Genomic DNA, 20,416 nt, shown 5'->3' with positions numbered 1-20,416 from the left:
TTATCTCAAACTGTCGACAATACGATTGCGAATTTGAATGCTATTGGGTTCTAACGGCTGATAAAGATAGCTGCGATCCAATACCTCTTTGCTTGGGAAAAGCTCGGGGTCGTTTTGATACTCCTGAGAAGTGAGTGCTTTTGCTTTTGAACTTGGCGTTGCAAACCATGAATCCATTGCGTTTTGAGCGGCGATTTCGGGTTGCGATAAGAAGGAGAGGATTGTGGTTGCCTGTGGAGATAGCTCTCCGTTGTTAATTGCGGCCATACACTCTAGCCATAAGGTTGTTCCTTCTTGAGGAACTGTGTAGGCCCAAGATGCCTCAGGTTCAGCATCATTAAGCACATAGCTGTCACCTGAATATCCGTAGGCGAGGTCGATATTGGCTAGACGCTCAAGCTGGTGGATGTGGTCGATGACATACTCATTGCTTTCAAGGTGTGGCTTCTGCAGTTGTAGCGTTTTGTAAGCAACACGAAGTTCTTGTTCATTGTTGGTAAATGGGTCAAATTGATTGACCAATAACGCAGTACTTACCAAGTCGGTGGGGTCGTAGTACATACTTATACGGCCACTGACTTTGGAGTCGGGCTCAAGAATGGCCATCCAAGATTCTGGGGCGGAGATTTTATCACTGCGATATAGGATACCGGATGTTCCCCAAGCGTAAGGAATACCATATTCACCGCATCCATCCGCCCACCTGGGATCAAAATTGCTTTCAATGGATTGTTGTAAGTCACTTAGGTTATGGAACAGGTTTTGTTTGGCTAATGCCTTAAGTTTTACGCTTTCGACGATGACCAGTTCAAAAGCGCCTCGACGCTCGCTTAATAGAACCTCATCCCTTATTGACTCATCAGAGAAGAATTGTTGCTTTAGTGAGATGCCGTAGGTATCACTCAACTGGGTAACGACGCTGTCAGATAAAAATTCATCCCAATTGTAGAGATAAATATCATGCTGCTGGCCAAATACAGGGCTAGCCAAAAAGGATGTTGACGCAAGTATTGATACGCAAAACGCTTTCACTGACGGATTCCCTTTCGTACGTGATAACTAAATCGTAGCCCAAAATCTGCGACATGATTCAAATTTACGGCTCTTATTTTAGTACAACCTAATGCAATGCATGCGAACACCAACTTTTAATTACCAAAATAGAAGGAAAATGAGTCTTGGTTATGAGATCGCTAGGCAAAATAATGGATTAACTATCTAAACTAAATGTTGGAAAGTCGGTTATTAGATCGTCTTTACCTAACGAGACTTATGAAAACGTGTTGTCCGTCTGATTCTCTTAGTATCGAAACATTAATTATGAACCAAAAAACCAACTACAAGTTAATTATGCGATAATAATGCATTAAATTTCACAATAAGGACATTGGTTTATGGATGCAGGTTTAGTTGGGATTTTTGTTACCGTGGCGATTGCTCATTTTTTGGCGTTGTTGAGCCCCGGACCAGACTTTGTGATTGTAGTGAAGAGTGCTGTTCGAAATAAGGGAAGAAAAGCACTAGGCGTTGCATTCGGTATTGCCAGTGCGAATGCGGTTTACATTGTTTTGTGCTTGGTTGGAGTAGGGTCGATTCTAGCGGCATCCGTTTCCGTTATGATTGCACTCAAGATCATTGGTGGTGTGTTTCTTGTTTATCTTGCTGTACAAGCGATAAGAGCGAAAAAATGCAATTACAGCAATTTCGATGTTGACGAAGAAGGTGCCTCCAATCAAACCACTTTTCTTAAGGAATTCATCACGGGTTTTCTATCAGGAATCCTTAATCCCAAAAACCTTTTGTTCTATTTGAGCTTATTCACGGTTGTGTTGAACAATGACATTGGCTTCATGTTTAAGTTGGGGTTAGGTATTTGGATGACGGTGGTTGTATTTGTATGGGATGCGGCGATCATCTTCCTGTTATCTGCACCTAAAGTGCGTCAAGAGTTTACACGTGTTGCTTACTATATTGATAAAGTGACAGGAGTCATGCTGGGGCTACTTGGCCTGACCATTGTGAAATCTGCTCTGGTACGTCAGTAGATTCACCATTGCTGAGTAACCTCACGTTTGTGGCACGATACAATACCTATGTGCCGCGAATGTGTGCTTGTTACCTACCAGGCTGATACGTTTTATCTCTTATCTGCCCGATATTAAACCTTCTGCTTAATCCACGAATTCTTTGCATAACTCTTTGTTTGTCATTTCTTTTGTTTCTGAGTAAGTATCTATAAATTTGTTTCTAAAGACTTGTAGCACAAGGTATTTGTGCTTATTGTAGGCAACAATATTTATCCAATATTAGAGCTAGGAACTATTGTGAATTTAGATATATATCAAGTGGACTCGTTCACAACTCAAGCTTTTAAAGGAAACCCAGCTGGGGTCTGCATTTCTCAAGATCTACTTGATGAGTCACTCATGTTCTCAATCGCTGAAGAGATGGCGGTATCTGAAACCGCTTTTCTTGCGCTTAACACCATGACGCTTAAATGGTTCACTCCAGAAGTAGAAGTAAAACTGTGTGGGCATGGCACATTGGCAACCGTTCATGTAATGAAAGAGCAAGGGTTGGTTAAAACAGGTGACAGTGTTGTGTTTAACACCTTGTCGGGTGAGTTATCTGCCACAGTTTGTGAATCGTCTATCGAACTTGATTTCCCTAGCACTCAGTTGTCATTGAACTTAGAAGCTAATCTCACATTACTTGAGCACTTTGGTTTAGAACCGCACCAAATCGTTTCATTCCGAGAGTTTGATTCCAAGCAGTTAATCGAAGTTTCCAGCGAGCAAGTGTTATTGGCTCTCTCACCTAACTTTGATGCTTTAAAGAGTATTAAAGGGCGAGGCGTTGTTGTGACGGCACTTTCATCAAATTCTAAACTCGATTTTGTTTCTCGTTATTTTGCTCCATGGGTTGGGGTTAATGAAGATCCTGTTACCGGCTCGGCACATTGTGCATTGACGCAGCACTGGGCTGAAAAGCTAAACAAAAGCTGCTTCAGTGCTTATCAGGCGTCTCGTCGTGGTGGGTATATGTCGACAGAGCTCTTAGCAAACGGGCGAGTAAAGTTAATCGGCTCTGCGACCACTGTGATTGCTGGCGTGTTGAAGCTTTAGGTTTTTATAGAAGCTTTAGAGCGCTGTTTGCTCTGTTTTGTTGGAACCGCCTAGTACGTTTTATTCGACTGTTCACAGTTAAAAGAGGCGGCTAGGGCGTAATGTATTATTGAAGGAATCACCGTGTCTGCCTTTTATCTTTCCCAAGTATTAGTCGCGATAGCCATTTGTTTTGATCTTCTGTCATTCCAATTCAAGGAAAGGAAGAAAATCGTCACTTGTCTGTTCTTTGCTGGCGTTCTTATTTCGAGTCACTTTATCCTACTTGAACAATGGACAGCGGCGAGCTTAATGACGATTGCCACGATTCGCTATTTGACGAGCGTATTTTCTACCTCGTCTAAGTTTAAATATTTGTTCTGCTCGATGTCGGTGGTCGCAACCGCTGTGACTTATTCGGGGCTGACCAGCATATTGAGTTGCTTTGCCTCCGTATTTCAAACCTTTGCTGCCTTCAATAAAGATGACCGTCGATTAAGAGAATTGATGATCATCGGAACCAGCTTTTGGTTGATTCACAATTACTTAGTTGGCTCGCCAACAGCGGTTGTTATGGAGGCGCTGTTTATCTGCAGTAACTTGGTGGGCTATTACCGTTTTTACTTCAGAAAGAGTGCCGCTGCTTAGGTTTACAACTGAAGCTAAGGCCCAAGTTGTTAATCAATTCAAATCAATTCAATGCTAGCTAGGAGAGCTTGATGCCAAACATTTACAATGATGTTCCTTCATCAATACCCAATGAGATATTCAATGACCTGATTGCCAACGATAGTGTTCGAATTGAAAGAATATTGTCGCATGGACACAGTTCACCAGAAGAGGGTTGGTATGATCAAGATGAGAATGAATGGGTGATGGTGATAGAAGGTCAAGGCGTCATCGAGTTTGGAGATGGACGCGTTGTTACCTTGTCTAAAGGGGATTACATCAACATTGCTGCGAGAGAAAAGCACAAGGTTATTGGCACAGATAAAGATACGGTGACGATCTGGCTCGCTGTGTTTTATCGTTGATATCTTGCTCTAAAGCTGAGGCTGTTAGGTTATAAAGCTTGCTGATTCAGCTGTTTATTTGCACCTCAGAAAGGACTTAAGACAAAAAGGAGTATGTTGTGATTAGAATTCGAAACTATCAAGCGAGTGATGACAAAGCACTGTGGGAGATCTTCTTTCATACGGTACGTAACGTCAATGTTCGAGATTATTCTCAACAGCAAGTCGAAGCTTGGGCACCCAGTAGCTTTGACTTTGCGTTATGGCAAAAGCGTATGAATGGGTTACAACCCTTTGTAGCTGAGCTCGATGGCTGTGTTGTTGGCTATACTGACCTGCAACCCAACGGCTTGATTGATCACTTTTTCTGTCACCACGAATATCAAGGGAAGGGGGTAGGGAAAGCGTTGATGGAACATGTTTTCACTGTGGGTCGAGTTCGTGGCGTATCGAGATATTTCTCTGAAGTAAGCATTACCGCAAGGCCTTTTTATGAGCACCTTGGCTTTAAGGTGGTTAATGAACAGGAAGTCGAAATGCGTGGCGTAAAGCTGACCAATTACGTGATGGAAAAGATAGTTGAAGATGGACAAGGCAGCTGAGTAGGCGGACTCGTGTTCTTAGGGATACAGACATCAAGTTTGAAATATTAATGAACCTTTTTAAGGATAACTTTTCCTGATCTATTGATATTGTCGATGAGTTCAAATTGTGTGCAAGATAATTTGTCTAATCTAAACATTGAGTGAATACAAGGAGTGTTGTTCATGAGTCATGTGAGTAGATCTAAACTATATACATTAGTGTCGATGTTGTCCTTCGCTGTTGGCGTTCTTGCCTTAGATGCTGGGGTGTCGGGGCTATTTCCTCTCTTTGTTGTTGTCATCTCATTCTTTTCATTTGTCATCAACTCGTTTCTTTGTTTGTTCGGAGGTAAACGCGAAGATGGCTTTGATGCCTATCAAAAAGCAAATCAGACTCGGTCGGGAGCATTGGTCAAAGGCTTAGAAGACTCGAGCAAATAAACCTGTGCGTTCAGACGAACGGTAATCTCATTTTTGATACGGTTTTCACCTGCTTTTTGTTCTCTTCTTAAAGAAAAATCATCACTTTAGCGATAATATTCACTGCAACTAATTTGAGTGAAGGAAGTAACGTGGGAATTGAAGCTTTAGCGTTTGTGATGGACGCATTAATCACCGCATGCTGCATGTATATCGCCTCCAAAATGTCTTTCGTGGTCGCAGACTTTAAATCCCTTCTTACTATTGCTGTAATCGTTGCTTTGGTGTCGTTGATTCCGACAGTGGGCTGGGTGTTGGGGTTGATTCTGTTTGTGTTCCTTCTCGGGAAAGCAACGCACTCTAGTATTGGTGATTGCATCTGGGTGGTGGTCTTCACGAAGGTGGTATCGATGGCGGCATTTCTAATATTCGGCCGCTTGTTTGTGTAATTCGGGTTCTTGTCGATATAGTTCTTGTTGATATAAAGGCAGCCTCGGTTGGCTGGAGACCGTTATTAACTTTTTAATTAAAAGATGAAAAGGGTGTGACCTGTCACACCCTCTTAAAACCTTTAACTGATGCTGTATTTCTTATTTGGGCAACAGCACAGCGTCAATCACATGGATAACACCATTGCTAGCCTCAACGTCTGGCATAATAACTTTGGCGTTGTCTATCATTACGTTGCCGTCATCTATCGCTATCATTACTGCACTGCCTTGAACCGTCACTGCACTATTTAACTTCATAACTTCAGCGGCCATGATTTTACCTGGTATTACATGGTATGTGAGCACTGCAACTAGTTTGTCTTTGTTTTCTGGCTTCAACAACATGTCGACCGTTCCTTTTGGTAACGCAGCAAATGCCTCATCAGTGGGAGCCAATACGGTGAAGGGGCCTTCACCTTTCAATGTATCAACTAAGTCCGCTGCTTTTACTGCCGCCACTAACGTATTGAAAGAGCCGTTTTCCGCCGCAACATCAACGATGTCTTTCTTCATCTCGTGGTGGTTAGCGTGAGCAAAAGCCGTAAAAAGAAGCGTCGCAACTAGCACTGATGTGGTTTTAATTAATTTGTTAAACATATTGTCTTCCTTTGAGTTTTGTCCGTTATTTTCGAGAAGTACTACGAAAGCTTAAAAGCGATAGATCAACTTATTGCACCTTTGAACCTATTTTTTAGATACCCAATTCGTCAGTTGAATAAATGTCTCCGTTAAATAGTTGTTATAATTTCAATTTAATACATATAGTTAACGGGTGATTATTCAATTAATGGATGTGAATATGAGGTTTGTTTTACCAGTTGTATTTTCGGCATTCGCTTCAATGCCAGCTTATAGTGGCCTTGCACCAATGGAAGGTTTCAGTGGTAACTTTAGTGTCTTGACGGGTGTATCTTCTGACAGCAGTAACTTGAGCACCGAGCAAGACGCGAATCAAGCAACCAACACCAAGGAGGGGGACAGCGAAAATCAAGGGCTACTCGGTTTTTTGGGTACGGTTCAATATACCTTTGGTGAGTCACTGACTCATCAAGTGTATGCGGGTACCACTCGAGAGGATATTGCAACAGGTACCATTGCTTTTGAGATTGGTTATCGACATCAGCTATCTGGAGGCACAATATTGGATTTTTCTGTTCTTCCTACGCTTATCTCGGGCAAGGCTTGGACGGATCCGTATGCTGTTGGCGTTAATCGAAATGAAACGGATGTGAAAGGTAATGTAGGACGACTGCAGCTCACTAATATCGGTGGAACTGGTTTTCGAACGGATCTCGCATTTGGGCAATCTGATGTTGATGAAGAGCTATCTGGTAGCCAAGTCTTATCTCCGGAAGATGCTGTGCTGCTGGATAGGGAAAGAACCTATGTGTACGCCAAAGCAGGGTACCGCTTTATCTTGCCAAACCAAGCAGGTCTATTTGTTCCTTCAATGGTGTATTTTCACTCAGACGCAGAAGGAGGGGCACTCAGCTTCGATAGTTATGGTATTGAATTGAACTACGCGAAGAGAATCGGTCGCCACGGTTTTGTTGTTACCCTAGATGCAAGTGATCGTGAATATGATGAGTCGAATCCAATTTACGGGCAAGTACGTGAAGAGAATGAATACGGTGCATTTTTAGCTTATGAGTTCGGCGGCTTAATGGGTTATGAAGATTGGTCGTTTATTTCATTACTCGGTGTAAGGTCGATTGACTCTAAGATTGACTTTTACAGCTCTGAACAAGCATTAGCGAGTGTTGGTGTTGACTACAAATTCTGATATTCACACTACGTCAACAAAACTAATCAAAGCAGAAGCTTAAGCTCAGTCTTTCTATTTGTTTAATTATTTCGAGCACTTACACCTTCAAAGGTTGTAGGTGCTCGTTGCTATCCGTAATATGAAAAATAGTTTATATCTAGAATCAGATAATAAGGAAGCGCTTTGGAAATACAAATTAGACATCTTGAACCCACCGATAACCAAGATATTTTTGATATTTATCGACACTCGTCAGTATTAGAGAATACCTCACAAAAGCCTTTTCTTAGCTCTGATCAAGTGGAGCGACTGTTTGGTCATTCAGACCATTTCACTTTGGTTGCGGAAGTATCCGGCAAAGTAGTGGGTCACATTACTTTATTCATGACCACCAAGGTAAGAGACAGGCACTGCGCGGGTCTTGGTATTGCGATTCACCCGGATATGCATGGTAAAGGGGTCGGTAAGACGTTAATGCAAGAAGCGATCAATCAGGCGGATAACTGGCTTAACCTCGTGCGTCTTGAGTTAGAGGTTCATGCCGATAACCACGCCGCGATTGCTTTGTATGAACGTGTAGGTTTTCAGTTAGAAGGCACAAAAAGACTCAGTACGTTCAAAGGCGGTAAGTACATTGATATGTTGTTGATGTCGAGAATACGACCAGATTACCTATGAAGGCGAAGTGACTCGATATAACTGAAACAGTTGAATAAGATATTAATTAACAAAGTCATTTTAATAAAACCCTCAAACTTTATTTGCTTGAGGGTTTTGTGTTTATAAGCATTCGTTACTATCAGATCTTTTAATAATATCGCTATGGATTATCGATGCCAAAGCCATTTCGCAGTGCAAACTGAATCAGTTCGGTATGGTTGTCGAGTTCCAAAATATCCAACATGCGGTATTTGTGTGACTCAATGGTTCTAGGGCTTAAAAAGAGGATCTCTGCACATTGCTTTGCGGTGTAACCTTGTGCCAATTGAGTCAGAACCGCACACTGCCTTTTGGTCAGCAATAATAGCTTTTCACTCTCGTTAATATTATTGGTTTCATCACTGGTGACACTGCGCGTCATTTTGGAATGCTGCCAAAAACAGAGCCAGATATCACTCAGCAATTTGATTCGCTTCATGTCAGCCTCTTCAATTGGCTTATCGTAATGATTGAACCGTGAGAAGCCGATAGCTCCCCACTGCTGACCAAACAACGAAAGGCTTACAATCCCATGCCAATGTGCGCCTTCTTCATAAAGTACACGTAACGGGTCGAGTTTATGGTTCTTTAGTGTTTCTTCAGGGAACAACTGCCAACACTCTTTTGAACGTAAAAGCTTAAGGTAATCAAGATAATTGCCTTTTAGAAAGCGTTCCATTTCAAGCGGTGGAGTATCTGTTTGGGATACGGAAATACTTTTTCCTGTATCCAGAAGAATCATTGAGTTTGGAAATAGGGTAAGTCTGTCGAGCTTAAACCAAGCGAGCGCTTCTCTTGCCAGTAACAAAAAAGCGCTATCGAAATCTTTGGGTTGGCATGCGGTCAAAGTGTTGGTTTGGTGAGAGAGGAGATCCTCAAAGCTCGCGAATGGGTTGTTTTTCATATCGACCGTCTTTTGTGGTTTTAGACAAAATAGCGGCAATAACTGAAGTGTGTCAACCTAATATTAGAATGTCGTTCTGAATAAGGTGTGGCGAGTATTCTGAAATGCTACTGAGTAATTTATTAGTTTTATCGAGAAACGATTAGTGAAATTCACACTGAACTCTGTATAGTAGCAACCGTTTGCTTCGTATAACCCCAATGATATGGTTTGGGGGTCTCTACCAGCTCCCGCAAAGTGCTGATTACGAAGGGTTTAGATCACAATTGTGTTCTTACTCTTTGTAATGGCGTTCAAGAAAACCTCCGGTCTATTATTCAGAGTAAGTGCACACCTAAAATCCATAGTAGGTGAAATATGAACGCATTTATTCAAGGGCTCCCAAAAGTAGAGTTGCATTTACACATTGAAGGCTCGCTTGAGCCCGAGTTACTTTTCCAGCTTGCTCAACGCAATGGCATTGAGCTGCCTTATTCAACCCCAGAGCAACTAAGACGCGCATACGAATTTGATGATTTGCAATCATTTCTGGATATCTATTATCAAGGTGCCGATGCATTGCGCACTGAACAAGATTTCTATGATTTAACTTGGGCGTATTTAGAGCGTTGTAAAGCCGACAATGTTATTCATACTGAGATTTTCTTTGATCCTCAAACACATACGGAGCGTGGTATTGCATTTGAAACTGTGATTAACGGGATTCATCGTGCGCTCGAAAGTGGTCAAAAACAGTTAGGTATCTCTTCTCAAATTATCGCTTGTTTCTTACGACATCTGTCTGAAGAGAGCGCCATTCAAACGTTCGCCGATGTGTTGAAGCATCAAGATAAGATCGTCGGGGTTGGACTGGACTCTTCTGAATTAGGACACCCACCAGAGAAGTTCAAGCGTGTGTTCCAACAAGCAAAACAAGCGGGCTTCTTAACGGTGGCGCATGCAGGAGAAGAAGGGCCGGCTCAAAACATCGTCGATGCGATTGAAATGCTCAGCGTGAGTCGAGTGGATCATGGTGTCCAGTGCATGACAGACGAAGCTTTAATCGAAGAACTGATTGAAACTAAAATGCCACTGACGGTGTGCCCACTGTCGAATATTAAATTGCGCGTATTCAATGTGATGGAAGACCACAACATTGTCGAGCTGCTGAGAAAGGGCGTGGCTGTAACGATTAACTCGGATGACCCTGCTTATTTCGGTGGTTACATGTCGGATAACTTTAATGCGGTGAGCCAAGCTCATGAGATGACGTGCCAGGAGCTAGCGCAGTTTAGTTTGAATGCGATAGACGCGAGCTTTATTGAAGCGCCATTGAAGCAGCAATATCGAGAGCTTGTTCTAGGTTACTTAACTAAAACTAAAGCTAATTCTGAGTAATCTGTCGTTTAGATTTCGACGGCCAAAACTCTGAAGCATAGCGCCTTATAACGACCGACATATGTTGGTCGTTGTTATATTGGCTGCAAGCGATTGTTAGACCAAGGAACAACTTAACTTATTAAAGAATATGATCTTATTTAGCAAAAAACAGCTTACCTTGGCTGTGATGCACTACATTTAGAGGGAGTGTAGAGATACAGTAACCACGCTGTATAGATACAGAGTTAGCGATTGTCGGAGGAGGGATACAGCGTTGTTAGACCCAACAATCAGTGAACAAATAGAGTGGCCATGTGAATTGCCGCAAGAATTGATCGATAGCCTAATCGAAATTGCTGTTTTCAAAACGAGTGTTCATAGCCTCGAAATTACCCAAAAATTCCAAAACCTGCCTGGCGTTTTCTATATTCTCAGCGGCTCCGCGGGAATCTGCTTTTCTACCGAAAATATGAAAAGCATATCCGGTGGTGTGATCGGAAGGGGAGATTGGATAGGCGCTTTGACTATTCATGCCAACTACAACCTCTTCGCTGTGGCAGAGGAGGTCGAGCCTATCACTATGGTACTGTTTCCCGCCGAGAAAGTGTTAGCGCTGGCTGAAGAGCAGTGCATGGTATTCAAATGGCTGCTGCACAGTGGGACCAGAGCACAATCTATTTGGATGCAAGCTTACTTATCCTCCATTCATGAAAAAGAACAGAAAACCATTTACGTTTTGTTGGAACTTGCGGCGCGCCAGAACAATATTGCAGGTGCGACCGTGAGTATTAATATCTCACAAACTCAATTGAGTACCATTACCGGGATCTCGAGACCCAGATTGAATGAGGTGCTCAAAGGAATAGAGCAACAGGGCTTAGTGAAGATCCAAAGAGGGAAGGTGTTTATCACCGACATTGAGGGTTTGTATGAGCGTATTTCACCAATGAATTTGATGATGCGAGATCCTGTCGCTGATATTAAGGTATGAACTTCAATATCAAACGAAAAAAATTATGCACAGTGTTCTTTTAGGAACATACATCAAAAGAGAATATCTATAATGTTCACTCTAGATTTATAAATTGAATTAGAGCGGAATAGAATTGTTATGAAAATGGCTGTATTGGAATATAAAGTATTGGGACTTGGTGACTGGATTAAAACAAGGGTTTCTAGCCGCTGTGCCCATTTACTAGCAGCTGAGTATAAAGCGCTAGGATGGCCAACTAAAGTGGATGGTAAAGTGTTATCGACTGAGTCTGCTTAATCTCTATAAGCCTAAATCATCTAGATGAAGATAAAAAGAAGCTGGCAGTGTGCCAGCTTCTTTCATTTTTAAATTAAGACCATTGAGCTACTTGTTCACGTAGTCTTTGAATTTCTGCTTGGTTTCAGCATCCGCTTTTTCGTACCAGAAATAGAGCATCTCTTCAGCTGTATTTGCTGCATTTCCGTCAATCTTTGCTGGAAGCGTTACTGGTTGTGCGACAGCAGCCGCTGCGCCCGCGCTCGCACCTACTGTAAGTGCTGCGATGCCGCCTTTTTGGTTGTATTCCTTCGCTTCTTGCGGGTACTTACGACCAATCTGCATGCCATCTTTGATTAGCTTATCTTGCTTAACACTGATTGCATTTTGGTTTTCATCAACCAGTTTCCAATCTAAGTTTTGAAGGCCTTTTTTCGCTTCGTTGGTGTTACGGAACTTAGGCATGTCAAACGTCAATGCTGTGTCTGTCGCATCAAAAGTAGCAATAATAGTATCGCTGTCGACAAACTCACGGTCGTTGCCTTGGCTGAAAGCAAGTTGATATTTGAAAACGATTTGGTTTACGCCATCTGGAACGGTGATCGTTTTGCTCGAAGAGAAGAAACCACCGTCAAGATCGGGTTTAGCTTCATTTACAGCTAAGACTTCGACTAAAGCATCTGCGCTAGAAGGAACTTCAATTGTTACGTCAGCTAACACTTGTGGTGCTGCGATAATTGTCGAAAGCAGCGCAATGGATTGTAATGTTTTCATAGTCATACAGTTATTTAGGTGAGTAGTTCTACACTCGCATGCATAAAGAAGTATTTCAAGTTGCCTTGTCTCGATTTGGTAAAATTCACCGAAACTTAACCTAAGCCTAGTTTTTGAACGTGTTTATTGTGCGGTTTCTAGTCAGGTGAGAGCGTGGACTTGCCTTATTTTCTGTTAAAGCATCTTCATCGACGTTCGTTGGCGCTTGAGGCGGTTTTAAAGAGACATAAATAGGAACGATTGCCGAAATCCAAATAGCATAGATGGTAATTACGCGATTGAAGGCGACGAACCAGGTTTCACTGCCCGTACTAGATAGGTAGTAGCCAATGAGCGTAAGCAAGGTGCAGGTGATAGCCCACATCACTGTGGAGGTTGGATCTTTCGTTGTTGCCGCAAGCAATACTATCGTAACGTAGGGAACGGCCATAGCAATGCCCAAAGGTACATGATAGTCGACCACAAAAATGATGGTTGCACCAAGAGCCAAGAACAAGTGTGGGCCGGTGTTAGGTAAGTTCAAATTCCATATCATGTGATACCTTCCTTTACCCCATTTTGCGTTGCTGGTGGAGTTTGTGTATCAATCGAGTGGCTTGATGACTATTGACCATCAATCGATTGATCAGTTGTTGAAGTAATTCTGCTTCGGGCATGATGTGTTGATCGGCTATCTGTTCGGCTGAGCTCGCGAGTTCAAGCACTTCGTTCATTTCATACCTTGCTGCAATCTCTTTAACCGCCTTCAATGTTCTGGATAGGTCATCCTGTTTAGCGTCCGAAAATAGCTCTATCAACTCATCGATTTCGTTTTCTAGCTCATCAACGAGAGAAGTTAAGCATTTGAGTTTCTCGTCTGTTTTAAGCTCATCATTAGCTAAAAATTGGCTACGCGACAGTTCTTCCTCTGTGAGTGGCAATTTGTTCTTAGGGTGACGCGTTAACATCGTGATGTTACTTTTTTCCTTGTTTGGAAGATTGTGTGCGCTAACGGAGTGATGGCGGTTGACCTCAAACTGTTGGTGAAACTCGTTGATGGCGTTTTGTAAGCTGTTTTTCTGTAACGGTTTGGTGAGTACAAAGTCTGCGCCTGATTCGATGAATTCATCGTGGGCCTCTTTGAATACATCGGCGGTACATGCAAAAACAACCGTAGTCAGCTTGAGTTCGCCACGGATTTTTTGAATCGCTTCAATACCGCTCATGTTGGGCATATGGTTGTCCATTATGATCAGGTCATATTGGTTTGACGCCAACTTATCTAAGGCCTGTAAACCGTCGTAGGCATTCTCAACCGTTAAGTTTATCGACTCACAGAACTTCCTAATCACCATTGCGTTGATCTTGTTGTCTTCGACTAACAATACTGAGAAGTCATCGAGAGTCTCATTGGTTTTGGTTGGCGTTTGGTCGATGACTTGTTCTTCAAGCTCATGCATTTCCAACGGCAAAGAGATCTTAAATTGAGTGCCCAAACCAAGCTGGCTGGAAACCTTAATTGTTCCGCCCATCAGTTCGACTAACTGCTGAACAATGGAAAGCCCTAACCCTGTGCCACCAAACTTACGGGTTGTTGAGATCTCGGCTTGTTCAAAGGCGGTAAATATATGGTCGATTTTGTCTTCTGCAATGCCAATACCTGTGTCAGTCACTAATATATTCACGCTTGTTGGGGTTGTCGGTGCAATCAAGAATTCCACTTCAACCTTTCCTGACTCAGTAAACTTGACTGCGTTGCCTGCTAAATTAAATAAGATCTGACGGGTACGTGCAGAGTCACCAATCAACTGAATATTGGTAGGAATGTTATCTTTAATGATAAAAGCTAGGCCTTTGTCTTCTGCAAGAGGTGTCAATGTTTTATCAAGGTGTGTCACGACGTCGGTGACAGAGAACGGGCTATATTCCAACTCCATCTTGCCTTGTTCCACCTTAGAAAAGTCAAGAATGTCATTTAATATGGTGACAAGGTGTTGTCCTGAATCAATGATGATTTGGGCCTGTTTGCGAGTATCTAAACTTTGCGAGTCTTCCTTTATGATTTGAGCGATACCTAACACACCATTCATTGGGGTTCGTAACTCGTGGCTCATGGTCGCTAGAAAGAGAGATTTTGCTTCGCTGGCTTTTTCTGCTTTGTCTGCGGCTTCTTGATAGGAGAGGTTGTTTCTTTTGAGTTCGAAGACTCGGAAGAAAAACATGGTGAATGAGAACACTAAAGTCAGCAACGCCAAAACGATAATAAGCTTAACGATGATACTTTTAAGTTGGTCTTGCAGATCGGTAAACTCATGCTCAATATGTTCAATGTACTCCATGCTGTGTGCTGAAAGTACTTGAGATAACAGCTGACTTTGTTGCTGATTGAGTTCGGTAAACGTTTTATAAAGGTTCGCCAGCTCGGAGTTGACACCAGAATGGTTAATTTCGATTCCCCCAACCAACACACTCGCAAGAAGCGCGCTTTGAATGTCGATATTTGCATTGTTTATCTCTGCATCAGTTGAGCTGCTCTCTGTGAGTTGTAGAGTTAAAGATTGCAAAATAAACTGACGAGCCACACTAAGTCCTACTAGGTTGTCTAGCGTATCTAAGTTCGACATTGAAGCATCGTAGAAGCGCTCCAATAATTGCGCTGTTGGTAAGTGTTTAAAGAACGTAGAGTGGATATTCTCGCTTTGATAACTTTCTCTGAGCAGTTGTAACTCTCTTTCTAAAGCCACCAAATCTGCAGACATTTGATAAGGGTTGGAAATACCCGCAAGCGCTGCATTGGTGATGTGATCACGCATTTCTAATACTTCATGGCCTAACTCCCGAATAGGCACTCCATATTCGGTGACCTTTTCATGCTCGGAGTAGGTCAGCATAATGAAGCTAATTAAGCCGATGAAAAGCGATACAAACAGTAGAAATATGAGTCTGATCTTATTCATTTTCAAACTCCATTAACATTTGAGGACGGTTACCGGTAAGGGATTCGAGGAAGACCTTGATATCGTTGATGGTCTGTTTTTCAAACGTTTTACCGAGTTGGCTTTCACCCATGATTTTGATCGCTTCTTCGAGTGTGGCTGTTTGGCCGTCATGAAAATAGGGTGCAGTGATCGCCACGTTTCTTAAGCTAGCAACACGAAATAGATGCTTATCTTGTGGTTGAGCGGTAAACATAAAGCGACCTTGGTCTTCACTTCGCTCGGCTCCTGTTTTCGATAACCCGAAGTAACCAAATCGCATCACCATGCCTCCACCAATGTTGGTACCTTGGTGGCAACGAATACAGCCTTCTTCTTGAAAGGTTTCCCAACCTCGTTTGGCGGTTTCAGAAAGTGCTGCGTTGTCACCTTTTAAATACAGGTCGAAAGGGGCATTTGGTGTGGTCAAACCCTGCATAAATTCAATAAGAACAGCCTTAATTGAAGCTTCGTCAATGGGCGTTGATTGTTCTTGGAATAAGTCGATGTAAGTTTCCGATTGAGACACATAATCCGTAATGTGTTTCCAGTTTGAATCCATTTCGTCGACGTTGTGTACTGGACCATCGATTTGATCGCCAAGGTTATTCACCCGACCATCCCAAAAAAATCGGTAGTTAAAGGCAGCGTTAAAAACGGTGAGTGAATTTCGCATTCCCGCTCCATTTACGCCAATGGAAACAGGAATCACTTCAGCGCCATTGGTTTGCAGGCTATGACAACTTTCACAGCTGACACTTCGGTTCGACGATAAGTTAGGGTCTTTGAATAGCGCCCAACCTATCTTGGCAAGTTCATTGTTAATCTCGGTCGAATCTGGAATTGGGAATATTTGTTGATCTGGAAATGCCGCTTGTCGGGCATCTTGTGAGTCTGTATTTGAGTCGTGTTCTGAAGAGTATGAATCATCATAGTCGTTTGCATGAGAGTGATTTTCTTGGTGTTCAAATGAGGCGTGCATCTTTAAAGAAGCGGCGTCATAAACCAGTAGGCCTATTGAAACGCAAATGACAGTGATGCTTATTACTGCTAAATATGGCGTTTTCATAGTATTAGTTCCATCTAGTTTAGATAATTTTGGCAAGTCAGAATCCTTCTGATTTAAACCTTATTCACCCTGTGGATGAGAGGTGTATATTTATAAACTTAGTTTCATAGTGGTGATGTTGCAAGAAGATGGTGTAACAAGAGGAGAGGAGCAAGATGAAGTCATTGAATCGTTGGATGACAAGGGACAGGGATCGTTAGAAACAACGCGTTACGTAGGGCAAGTTAGTGACCTAACGGTCAATTCGAAAAGACCTTGTTGTATAAAACTCGGATTTTTAAGAGTCAGATACTGATGCAGATACAGAAAACAAGTGCCAGACATAGAAAAGCCGTGGTAACTGCATAGAGTGACCACGGCTTTGGTATTACATCATGTACTTTCTAAACTACTTGAATTACATGGTCTAAAGGGGCTTATTTAGCTTGCGCTGCTGCCGCTTCTAGTTGCTTAAGTTTACCTTGAAGCATGTAAGCATTTTGGTTGAAGTTACCAGGGTTCAACACTTGGCTTTGCTGCATAGGGTAGTCAGGTAGCGTGTTCATGAACTCTTGTACTTTGCCGCCTACTGGTACGAATAACCACATGTTGTCTGCCATCCAGCGTAGGTACATGCCCGATTCGTGTGGTGCTTTTTCGAATGGGTCAGCACGTAGGTGAACAACTTGAGGCCAGTTTGGTTGGAAGCGAACCGCATCAACGATGTTACCGTCCATTACTGCGAACGAAATCTTGAAGTCATTCCAACGAACTGCGTTTAGCTCAGCGTTAGCAGAGAAGTAAAGCATGCTGTCACGAGGGCCTTCCTCTTCTTTGCCTTGGAAGTAAGGTAGGAAGTTGTAACCATCTAGGTGAACACGCCAGTTTTTACCGTTGTAAGTTGCACCTTTATCAGACGCAAGTTTCTCAACCACTTTATCATCACCAGCGGCTGCTAGTAGAGTAGGGATCCAGTCTTGGTGCCCCATGATATCGTTGATCTTAGTTCCCGGTTTGATAGTACCAGGCCAGCGAACTAGCTGAGGAACACGCATACCGCCTTCGTAAGTTGTACCTTTTTCACCGTGGAAGTAAGTAGCACCACCATCAGGCCAAGATACCGTTTCTGCACCGTTATCGGTCGAGTAGATAACGATTGTGTTGTCTGCGATCTTAAGCTCATCAAGCTTGTCTAGAAGGATACCCACTTGGTCATCGTGCTCTAGCATGCCGTCTGCGTAGATACTGATACCAGATTTACCTTGGTATTTCTCTTGTAGTCGAGTCCACACGTGCATACGAGTCGTGTTGTGCCAGATGAAGAATGGTTTATCAGCTTTCACTGCTTTTTCCATGAACGCTAGAGATTCTTCTAGGAACTCTTCATCTGCGTGCTCCATACGCTTACGCGTCATAGGACCAGTATCTTCAATCTTACCGTCAGAAGTCGACTTGATTACACCACGAGGGCCAAAGTTCTTACGGAACTCAGGATCTTTAGGGTAGTAGTATGTCTCTGGCTCTTCTTCCGCGTTCAGGTGGTAAAGGTTACCGAAGAACTGGTCAAAACCGTGGTTCGTTGGAAGGTGTTTGTCTTGGTCACCCATATGGTTCTTACCGAACTGAGCTGTCATGTAGCCTTGTTCTTTAAGAAGGTCAGCGATTGTTGGAGCCCAATCAGGGATACCGTGGTCAGAGCCCGGCATACCGATAGTCAGTAGACCTGTACGGAAAGGTTCTTGACCGGTTAGGAATGCAGCACGACCAGCAGTACACGATTGTTGACCGTAGTGGTCAGTAAATAGTGCGCCTTCGTTAGCAATACGGTCGATGTTAGGTGTTTCGTAACCCATCATACCGTTGTTGTATGCACTGATGTTGAATACACCAATGTCATCACCCCAGATAGCAAGAATGTTTGGTTTTTCTGCTGCTGTTGCCGCTGAAGAAGCTGCTAATAAGCCAACACCTAATGCTAGTTTATTAATTTTAGTACCCATAAGGACTCCGATTCACTTTTAAGATTAATGCGTTAGAACAACACATCGATGAGCAAATGTTATTCCCAAAATTCCGTTCCGTCCTTTTATAGTGCTTATAACCAATCGTTATGATGCTTAGGTAACCTATTGATTAATATCAGCTCCAGTGGGTACCTAGAATAAAGCCTTAGTTTGTATGTGTGATCCTTATCATGTTTGTTGGCGTAAACCCTATCGATGATTTCTGTATCCGTATCTCAATAAAAATGACAAAAAGATTAATAGCTTAGGGAATCTCGCGCATGTGCAAAAAATGGACTATACGTTGTAGGGCAGGATGCAAATAACTTACGAAGAGGTTTCTATGACAGCGAAATATGGCGCTAAACGTCGATTAGCGATTTTGGGTACAGCAATGATGGCCGCGTCCAGCGCCACTTTTGCGGCAGAAAAGCCAAATATATTGGTCATTTGGGGGGACGATATTGGTCAATCCAATGTGAGTGCATACACCTTCGGTCTCATGGGTTACAAAACCCCGAATATTGATAGCATCGCCAAAGAAGGGATGATGTTTACCGATTACTACGCAGAGCAATCTTGTACTGCTGGTCGCTCTACTTTCATTACGGGACAAAGTGTATTACGAACGGGTTTGAGTAAAGTAGGCTTGCCGGGTGCAGACATTGGCTTACAAGCAGAAGACGCGACAATCGCAGAAATGCTGAAACCTATGGGTTACATGACAGGTCAATTTGGTAAAAACCACCTTGGCGATAAAGATGAATTCCTTCCAACAGCACACGGGTTTGACGAATTTTTTGGCAACCTTTACCACCTAAATGCTGAAGAAGAACCAGAAAATGAAGATTACCCGACCGACCCAGAGTTTCGTAAGAAATTTGGCCCTCGTGGCGTTATCAAGTCATTTGCTGATGGCAAGATTGAAGATACTGGCCCACTAACGCGTAAGCGTATGGAAACGGTTGATGAAGAAACACTAGACGCGGCACTTGATTTCATGGATCGCGCAGTGAAAGCGGACAAACCATTCTTCGTTTGGTGGAACGCAACACGTATGCACTTTAGAACGCACGTGAAAGCTGACAGTAAAGGCGTAACCGGCGTTGGTAACTACGCTGATGGTATGGTTGAACACGATCGACACGTTGGGCAACTATTGAAGCAAGTAGACGAGTTAGGAATCAAAGACAACACCATCGTTTTCTACTCAACGGATAACGGCCCTCACATGAACTCTTGGCCTGATGCGGGTACAACCCCGTTCCGTGGTGAGAAAAACACCAACTGGGAAGGCGCATACCGTGTACCAGCGATGGTTCGTTGGCCTGGTAAGATTGAACCAGGAACCGTATCCAACGAAATCATGCACCATATGGACTGGATGCCAACCTTCGTTGCCGCTGCTGGTGATGACCAAATCAAAGAGAAACTACTCAAAGGTCATACTGCCGGTGATAAAACATTTAAGGTTCACTTAGATGGTTATAACTTCCTTCCTTACTTAACCGGTGAAGAAGAGAAAGGCCGTCGTTCGGAGATCTTCTACTTTACCGATGATGGTGATTTAGCGGCGCTTCGTTACAACCAGTGGAAAGCGGTGTTCATGGAGCAGCGTGCAACGGGTACCATGCAAATCTGGGCTGAACCGTTCGTGACGTTACGCCTTCCTAAGCTGTTTAACCTGCGTATGGACCCATACGAAAACGCAGACATTACATCGAACACATACTACGACTGGTTGTTAGACCATGCTTATATGTTCGTTCCAGCACAGGCGTATGTCGGCAAGTTCCTAGAAACCTTTGCTGAATACCCGCCACGTCAAAAAGCAGCGAGCTTTAGCTTGGATCAGGTAATGGAAAAACTGCAGGAATCTCATAACAAGTAAGTGATTGTTTGAGTGAAACTGAACAGATTGAAGAGCTCTTAGGAGCTCTTTTTTTATGCGCATACCGATGAGTAAATCCCGGTCGTGAATATGAGTCACAACTATCGAGCTCACTGCCACTAAATAATTGTAAATTCGTTGTTTTTACGTCTACCTTA

Annotated in this window: 21 protein-coding genes and 1 riboswitch; of the genes, 13 read left to right on the top strand and 8 right to left on the bottom strand. The window is 43.0% G+C overall.

The window, feature by feature from the left end; genetic code table 11:
• Positions 1-1,032, bottom strand: coding sequence for a spermidine/putrescine ABC transporter substrate-binding protein (locus MSG36_RS07070; protein ID WP_050621595.1), 1,032 nt, complete (start codon positions 1,030-1,032; stop codon positions 1-3).
• 362 nt (positions 1,033-1,394) lie between these two features.
• Here MSG36_RS07070 and MSG36_RS07065 point away from each other — a divergent pair, with 362 nt between their 5' ends.
• The 7 genes from MSG36_RS07065 to MSG36_RS07035 all read left to right on the top strand — a co-directional run bounded on the left by MSG36_RS07065 (position 1,395) and on the right by MSG36_RS07035 (position 5,570).
• Complete coding sequence (locus MSG36_RS07065) at positions 1,395-2,045, top strand: LysE family transporter (RefSeq protein WP_248366900.1); 651 nt, start codon at positions 1,395-1,397, stop codon at positions 2,043-2,045.
• A gap of 279 nt (positions 2,046-2,324) precedes the next feature.
• Positions 2,325-3,125 carry a PhzF family phenazine biosynthesis protein gene (locus tag MSG36_RS07060; protein ID WP_052879678.1) on the top strand — a complete coding sequence of 267 codons (801 nt, stop codon included), beginning with the start codon at positions 2,325-2,327 and terminating at the stop codon, positions 3,123-3,125.
• 123 nt (positions 3,126-3,248) lie between these two features.
• Positions 3,249-3,752: a YgjV family protein gene (locus tag MSG36_RS07055; protein WP_050650519.1), complete on the top strand. Its 504-nt coding sequence runs from the start codon at positions 3,249-3,251 to the stop codon at positions 3,750-3,752.
• Positions 3,753-3,823: 71 nt separating this feature from the next.
• Positions 3,824-4,138: a cupin domain-containing protein gene (locus MSG36_RS07050; protein ID WP_248366898.1), complete on the top strand. Its 315-nt coding sequence runs from the start codon at positions 3,824-3,826 to the stop codon at positions 4,136-4,138.
• Positions 4,139-4,236: 98 nt separating this feature from the next.
• Positions 4,237-4,719 carry a GNAT family N-acetyltransferase gene (locus MSG36_RS07045; RefSeq protein ID WP_048608558.1) on the top strand — a complete coding sequence of 161 codons (483 nt, stop codon included), beginning with the start codon at positions 4,237-4,239 and terminating at the stop codon, positions 4,717-4,719.
• 165 nt (positions 4,720-4,884) lie between these two features.
• Positions 4,885-5,142 (top strand): hypothetical protein, encoded by a 258-nt coding sequence (locus tag MSG36_RS07040; RefSeq protein ID WP_050633506.1) that lies wholly within the window; start codon positions 4,885-4,887, stop codon positions 5,140-5,142.
• 131 nt (positions 5,143-5,273) lie between these two features.
• A complete protein-coding gene (locus tag MSG36_RS07035; RefSeq protein ID WP_004730457.1) occupies positions 5,274-5,570 on the top strand; it encodes a hypothetical protein in 297 nt (98 codons plus the stop codon).
• 141 nt (positions 5,571-5,711) lie between these two features.
• On the opposite strand, the gene MSG36_RS07030 is transcribed toward MSG36_RS07035, so the two are convergent.
• A complete protein-coding gene (locus MSG36_RS07030) occupies positions 5,712-6,209 on the bottom strand; it encodes a fasciclin domain-containing protein (RefSeq protein WP_108111944.1) in 498 nt (165 codons plus the stop codon).
• Positions 6,210-6,411: 202 nt separating this feature from the next.
• Here MSG36_RS07030 and MSG36_RS07025 point away from each other — a divergent pair, with 202 nt between their 5' ends.
• Together MSG36_RS07025 and MSG36_RS07020 are read left to right on the top strand one after the other, a co-directional pair.
• Positions 6,412-7,395, top strand: a complete 984-nt coding sequence (locus MSG36_RS07025) for a DUF2860 family protein (RefSeq protein WP_248366896.1) — start codon at positions 6,412-6,414, stop codon at positions 7,393-7,395.
• Between the two features lie 165 nt (positions 7,396-7,560).
• Positions 7,561-8,055, top strand: a complete 495-nt coding sequence (locus MSG36_RS07020) for a GNAT family N-acetyltransferase (RefSeq protein WP_248366894.1) — start codon at positions 7,561-7,563, stop codon at positions 8,053-8,055.
• A 142-nt stretch (positions 8,056-8,197) separates the two neighbouring features.
• On the opposite strand, the gene MSG36_RS07015 is transcribed toward MSG36_RS07020, so the two are convergent.
• Positions 8,198-8,980 carry a LuxR C-terminal-related transcriptional regulator gene (locus MSG36_RS07015; RefSeq protein ID WP_248366892.1) on the bottom strand — a complete coding sequence of 261 codons (783 nt, stop codon included), beginning with the start codon at positions 8,978-8,980 and terminating at the stop codon, positions 8,198-8,200.
• 167 nt (positions 8,981-9,147) lie between these two features.
• Positions 9,148-9,247: riboswitch (purine riboswitch) on the top strand.
• A gap of 90 nt (positions 9,248-9,337) precedes the next feature.
• On the opposite strand from MSG36_RS07015, the gene MSG36_RS07010 reads away from it, so the two are divergent.
• From MSG36_RS07010 to MSG36_RS07000, 3 genes are all read left to right on the top strand, one after another.
• Positions 9,338-10,357, top strand: a complete 1,020-nt coding sequence (locus tag MSG36_RS07010; RefSeq protein ID WP_248366890.1) for an adenosine deaminase — start codon at positions 9,338-9,340, stop codon at positions 10,355-10,357.
• A gap of 256 nt (positions 10,358-10,613) precedes the next feature.
• Entirely contained in the window at positions 10,614-11,330 is a 717-nt protein-coding gene (locus MSG36_RS07005) for a Crp/Fnr family transcriptional regulator (protein WP_050712525.1), read from the top strand.
• 120 nt (positions 11,331-11,450) lie between these two features.
• Entirely contained in the window at positions 11,451-11,609 is a 159-nt protein-coding gene (locus MSG36_RS07000; RefSeq protein ID WP_017070406.1) for a hypothetical protein, read from the top strand.
• Between the two features lie 87 nt (positions 11,610-11,696).
• Here the strand turns inward: MSG36_RS07000 and MSG36_RS06995 are convergent, their stop codons facing one another.
• The 5 genes from MSG36_RS06995 to MSG36_RS06975 form a co-directional block, all read right to left on the bottom strand.
• Positions 11,697-12,362 carry a DUF2057 family protein gene (locus MSG36_RS06995; protein ID WP_050646096.1) on the bottom strand — a complete coding sequence of 222 codons (666 nt, stop codon included), beginning with the start codon at positions 12,360-12,362 and terminating at the stop codon, positions 11,697-11,699.
• 106 nt (positions 12,363-12,468) lie between these two features.
• Entirely contained in the window at positions 12,469-12,897 is a 429-nt protein-coding gene (locus tag MSG36_RS06990) for a hypothetical protein (RefSeq protein WP_248366887.1), read from the bottom strand.
• 13 nt (positions 12,898-12,910) lie between these two features.
• Positions 12,911-15,298 carry an ATP-binding protein gene (locus MSG36_RS06985; protein WP_248366884.1) on the bottom strand — a complete coding sequence of 796 codons (2,388 nt, stop codon included), beginning with the start codon at positions 15,296-15,298 and terminating at the stop codon, positions 12,911-12,913.
• Positions 15,291-16,385, bottom strand: coding sequence for a cytochrome c peroxidase (locus MSG36_RS06980; RefSeq protein WP_048608538.1), 1,095 nt, complete (start codon positions 16,383-16,385; stop codon positions 15,291-15,293). Before MSG36_RS06980 ends, MSG36_RS06985 begins: the two co-directional genes overlap by 8 nt.
• A 416-nt stretch (positions 16,386-16,801) precedes the next feature.
• A complete protein-coding gene (locus MSG36_RS06975; RefSeq protein WP_048608536.1) occupies positions 16,802-18,364 on the bottom strand; it encodes an arylsulfatase in 1,563 nt (520 codons plus the stop codon).
• A 346-nt stretch (positions 18,365-18,710) separates the two neighbouring features.
• Between MSG36_RS06975 and MSG36_RS06970 the strand changes: the two genes are divergently transcribed.
• Complete coding sequence (locus MSG36_RS06970; protein ID WP_017060009.1) at positions 18,711-20,258, top strand: arylsulfatase; 1,548 nt, start codon at positions 18,711-18,713, stop codon at positions 20,256-20,258.
• The last annotated feature ends 158 nt before the right edge of the window (positions 20,259-20,416 follow it).

The sequence above is a fragment of the Vibrio sp. 1CM8B genome, from assembly GCF_023161685.1.
Classification (GTDB): domain Bacteria; phylum Pseudomonadota; class Gammaproteobacteria; order Enterobacterales; family Vibrionaceae; genus Vibrio; species Vibrio coralliirubri.
Note: the sequence above shows the minus strand (reverse complement) of the source record. Positions and strands in the feature narration are given on the sequence as shown.

Bases quoted from the DNA above. Each gene is read 5' to 3' on its own strand.
- MSG36_RS07010 (WP_248366890.1), top strand. From the start codon at position 9,338: ATGAACGCATTTATTCAAGGGCTCCCAAAAGTAGAGTTGCATTTACAC.
- MSG36_RS07050 (WP_248366898.1), top strand. From the start codon at position 3,824: ATGCCAAACATTTACAATGATGTTCCTTCATCAATACCCAATGAGATA.
- MSG36_RS07065 (WP_248366900.1), top strand. From the start codon at position 1,395: ATGGATGCAGGTTTAGTTGGGATTTTTGTTACCGTGGCGATTGCTCAT.
- MSG36_RS06980 (WP_048608538.1), bottom strand. From the start codon at position 16,385: ATGAAAACGCCATATTTAGCAGTAATAAGCATCACTGTCATTTGCGTT.
- MSG36_RS07025 (WP_248366896.1), top strand. From the start codon at position 6,412: ATGAGGTTTGTTTTACCAGTTGTATTTTCGGCATTCGCTTCAATGCCA.
- MSG36_RS06995 (WP_050646096.1), bottom strand. From the start codon at position 12,362: ATGAAAACATTACAATCCATTGCGCTGCTTTCGACAATTATCGCAGCA.
- MSG36_RS07000 (WP_017070406.1), top strand. From the start codon at position 11,451: ATGAAAATGGCTGTATTGGAATATAAAGTATTGGGACTTGGTGACTGG.
- MSG36_RS07030 (WP_108111944.1), bottom strand. From the start codon at position 6,209: ATGTTTAACAAATTAATTAAAACCACATCAGTGCTAGTTGCGACGCTT.
- MSG36_RS06970 (WP_017060009.1), top strand. From the start codon at position 18,711: ATGACAGCGAAATATGGCGCTAAACGTCGATTAGCGATTTTGGGTACA.
- MSG36_RS06985 (WP_248366884.1), bottom strand. From the start codon at position 15,298: ATGAATAAGATCAGACTCATATTTCTACTGTTTGTATCGCTTTTCATC.
- MSG36_RS07040 (WP_050633506.1), top strand. From the start codon at position 4,885: ATGAGTCATGTGAGTAGATCTAAACTATATACATTAGTGTCGATGTTG.
- MSG36_RS07015 (WP_248366892.1), bottom strand. From the start codon at position 8,980: ATGAAAAACAACCCATTCGCGAGCTTTGAGGATCTCCTCTCTCACCAA.
- MSG36_RS06975 (WP_048608536.1), bottom strand. From the start codon at position 18,364: ATGGGTACTAAAATTAATAAACTAGCATTAGGTGTTGGCTTATTAGCA.
- MSG36_RS06990 (WP_248366887.1), bottom strand. From the start codon at position 12,897: ATGATATGGAATTTGAACTTACCTAACACCGGCCCACACTTGTTCTTG.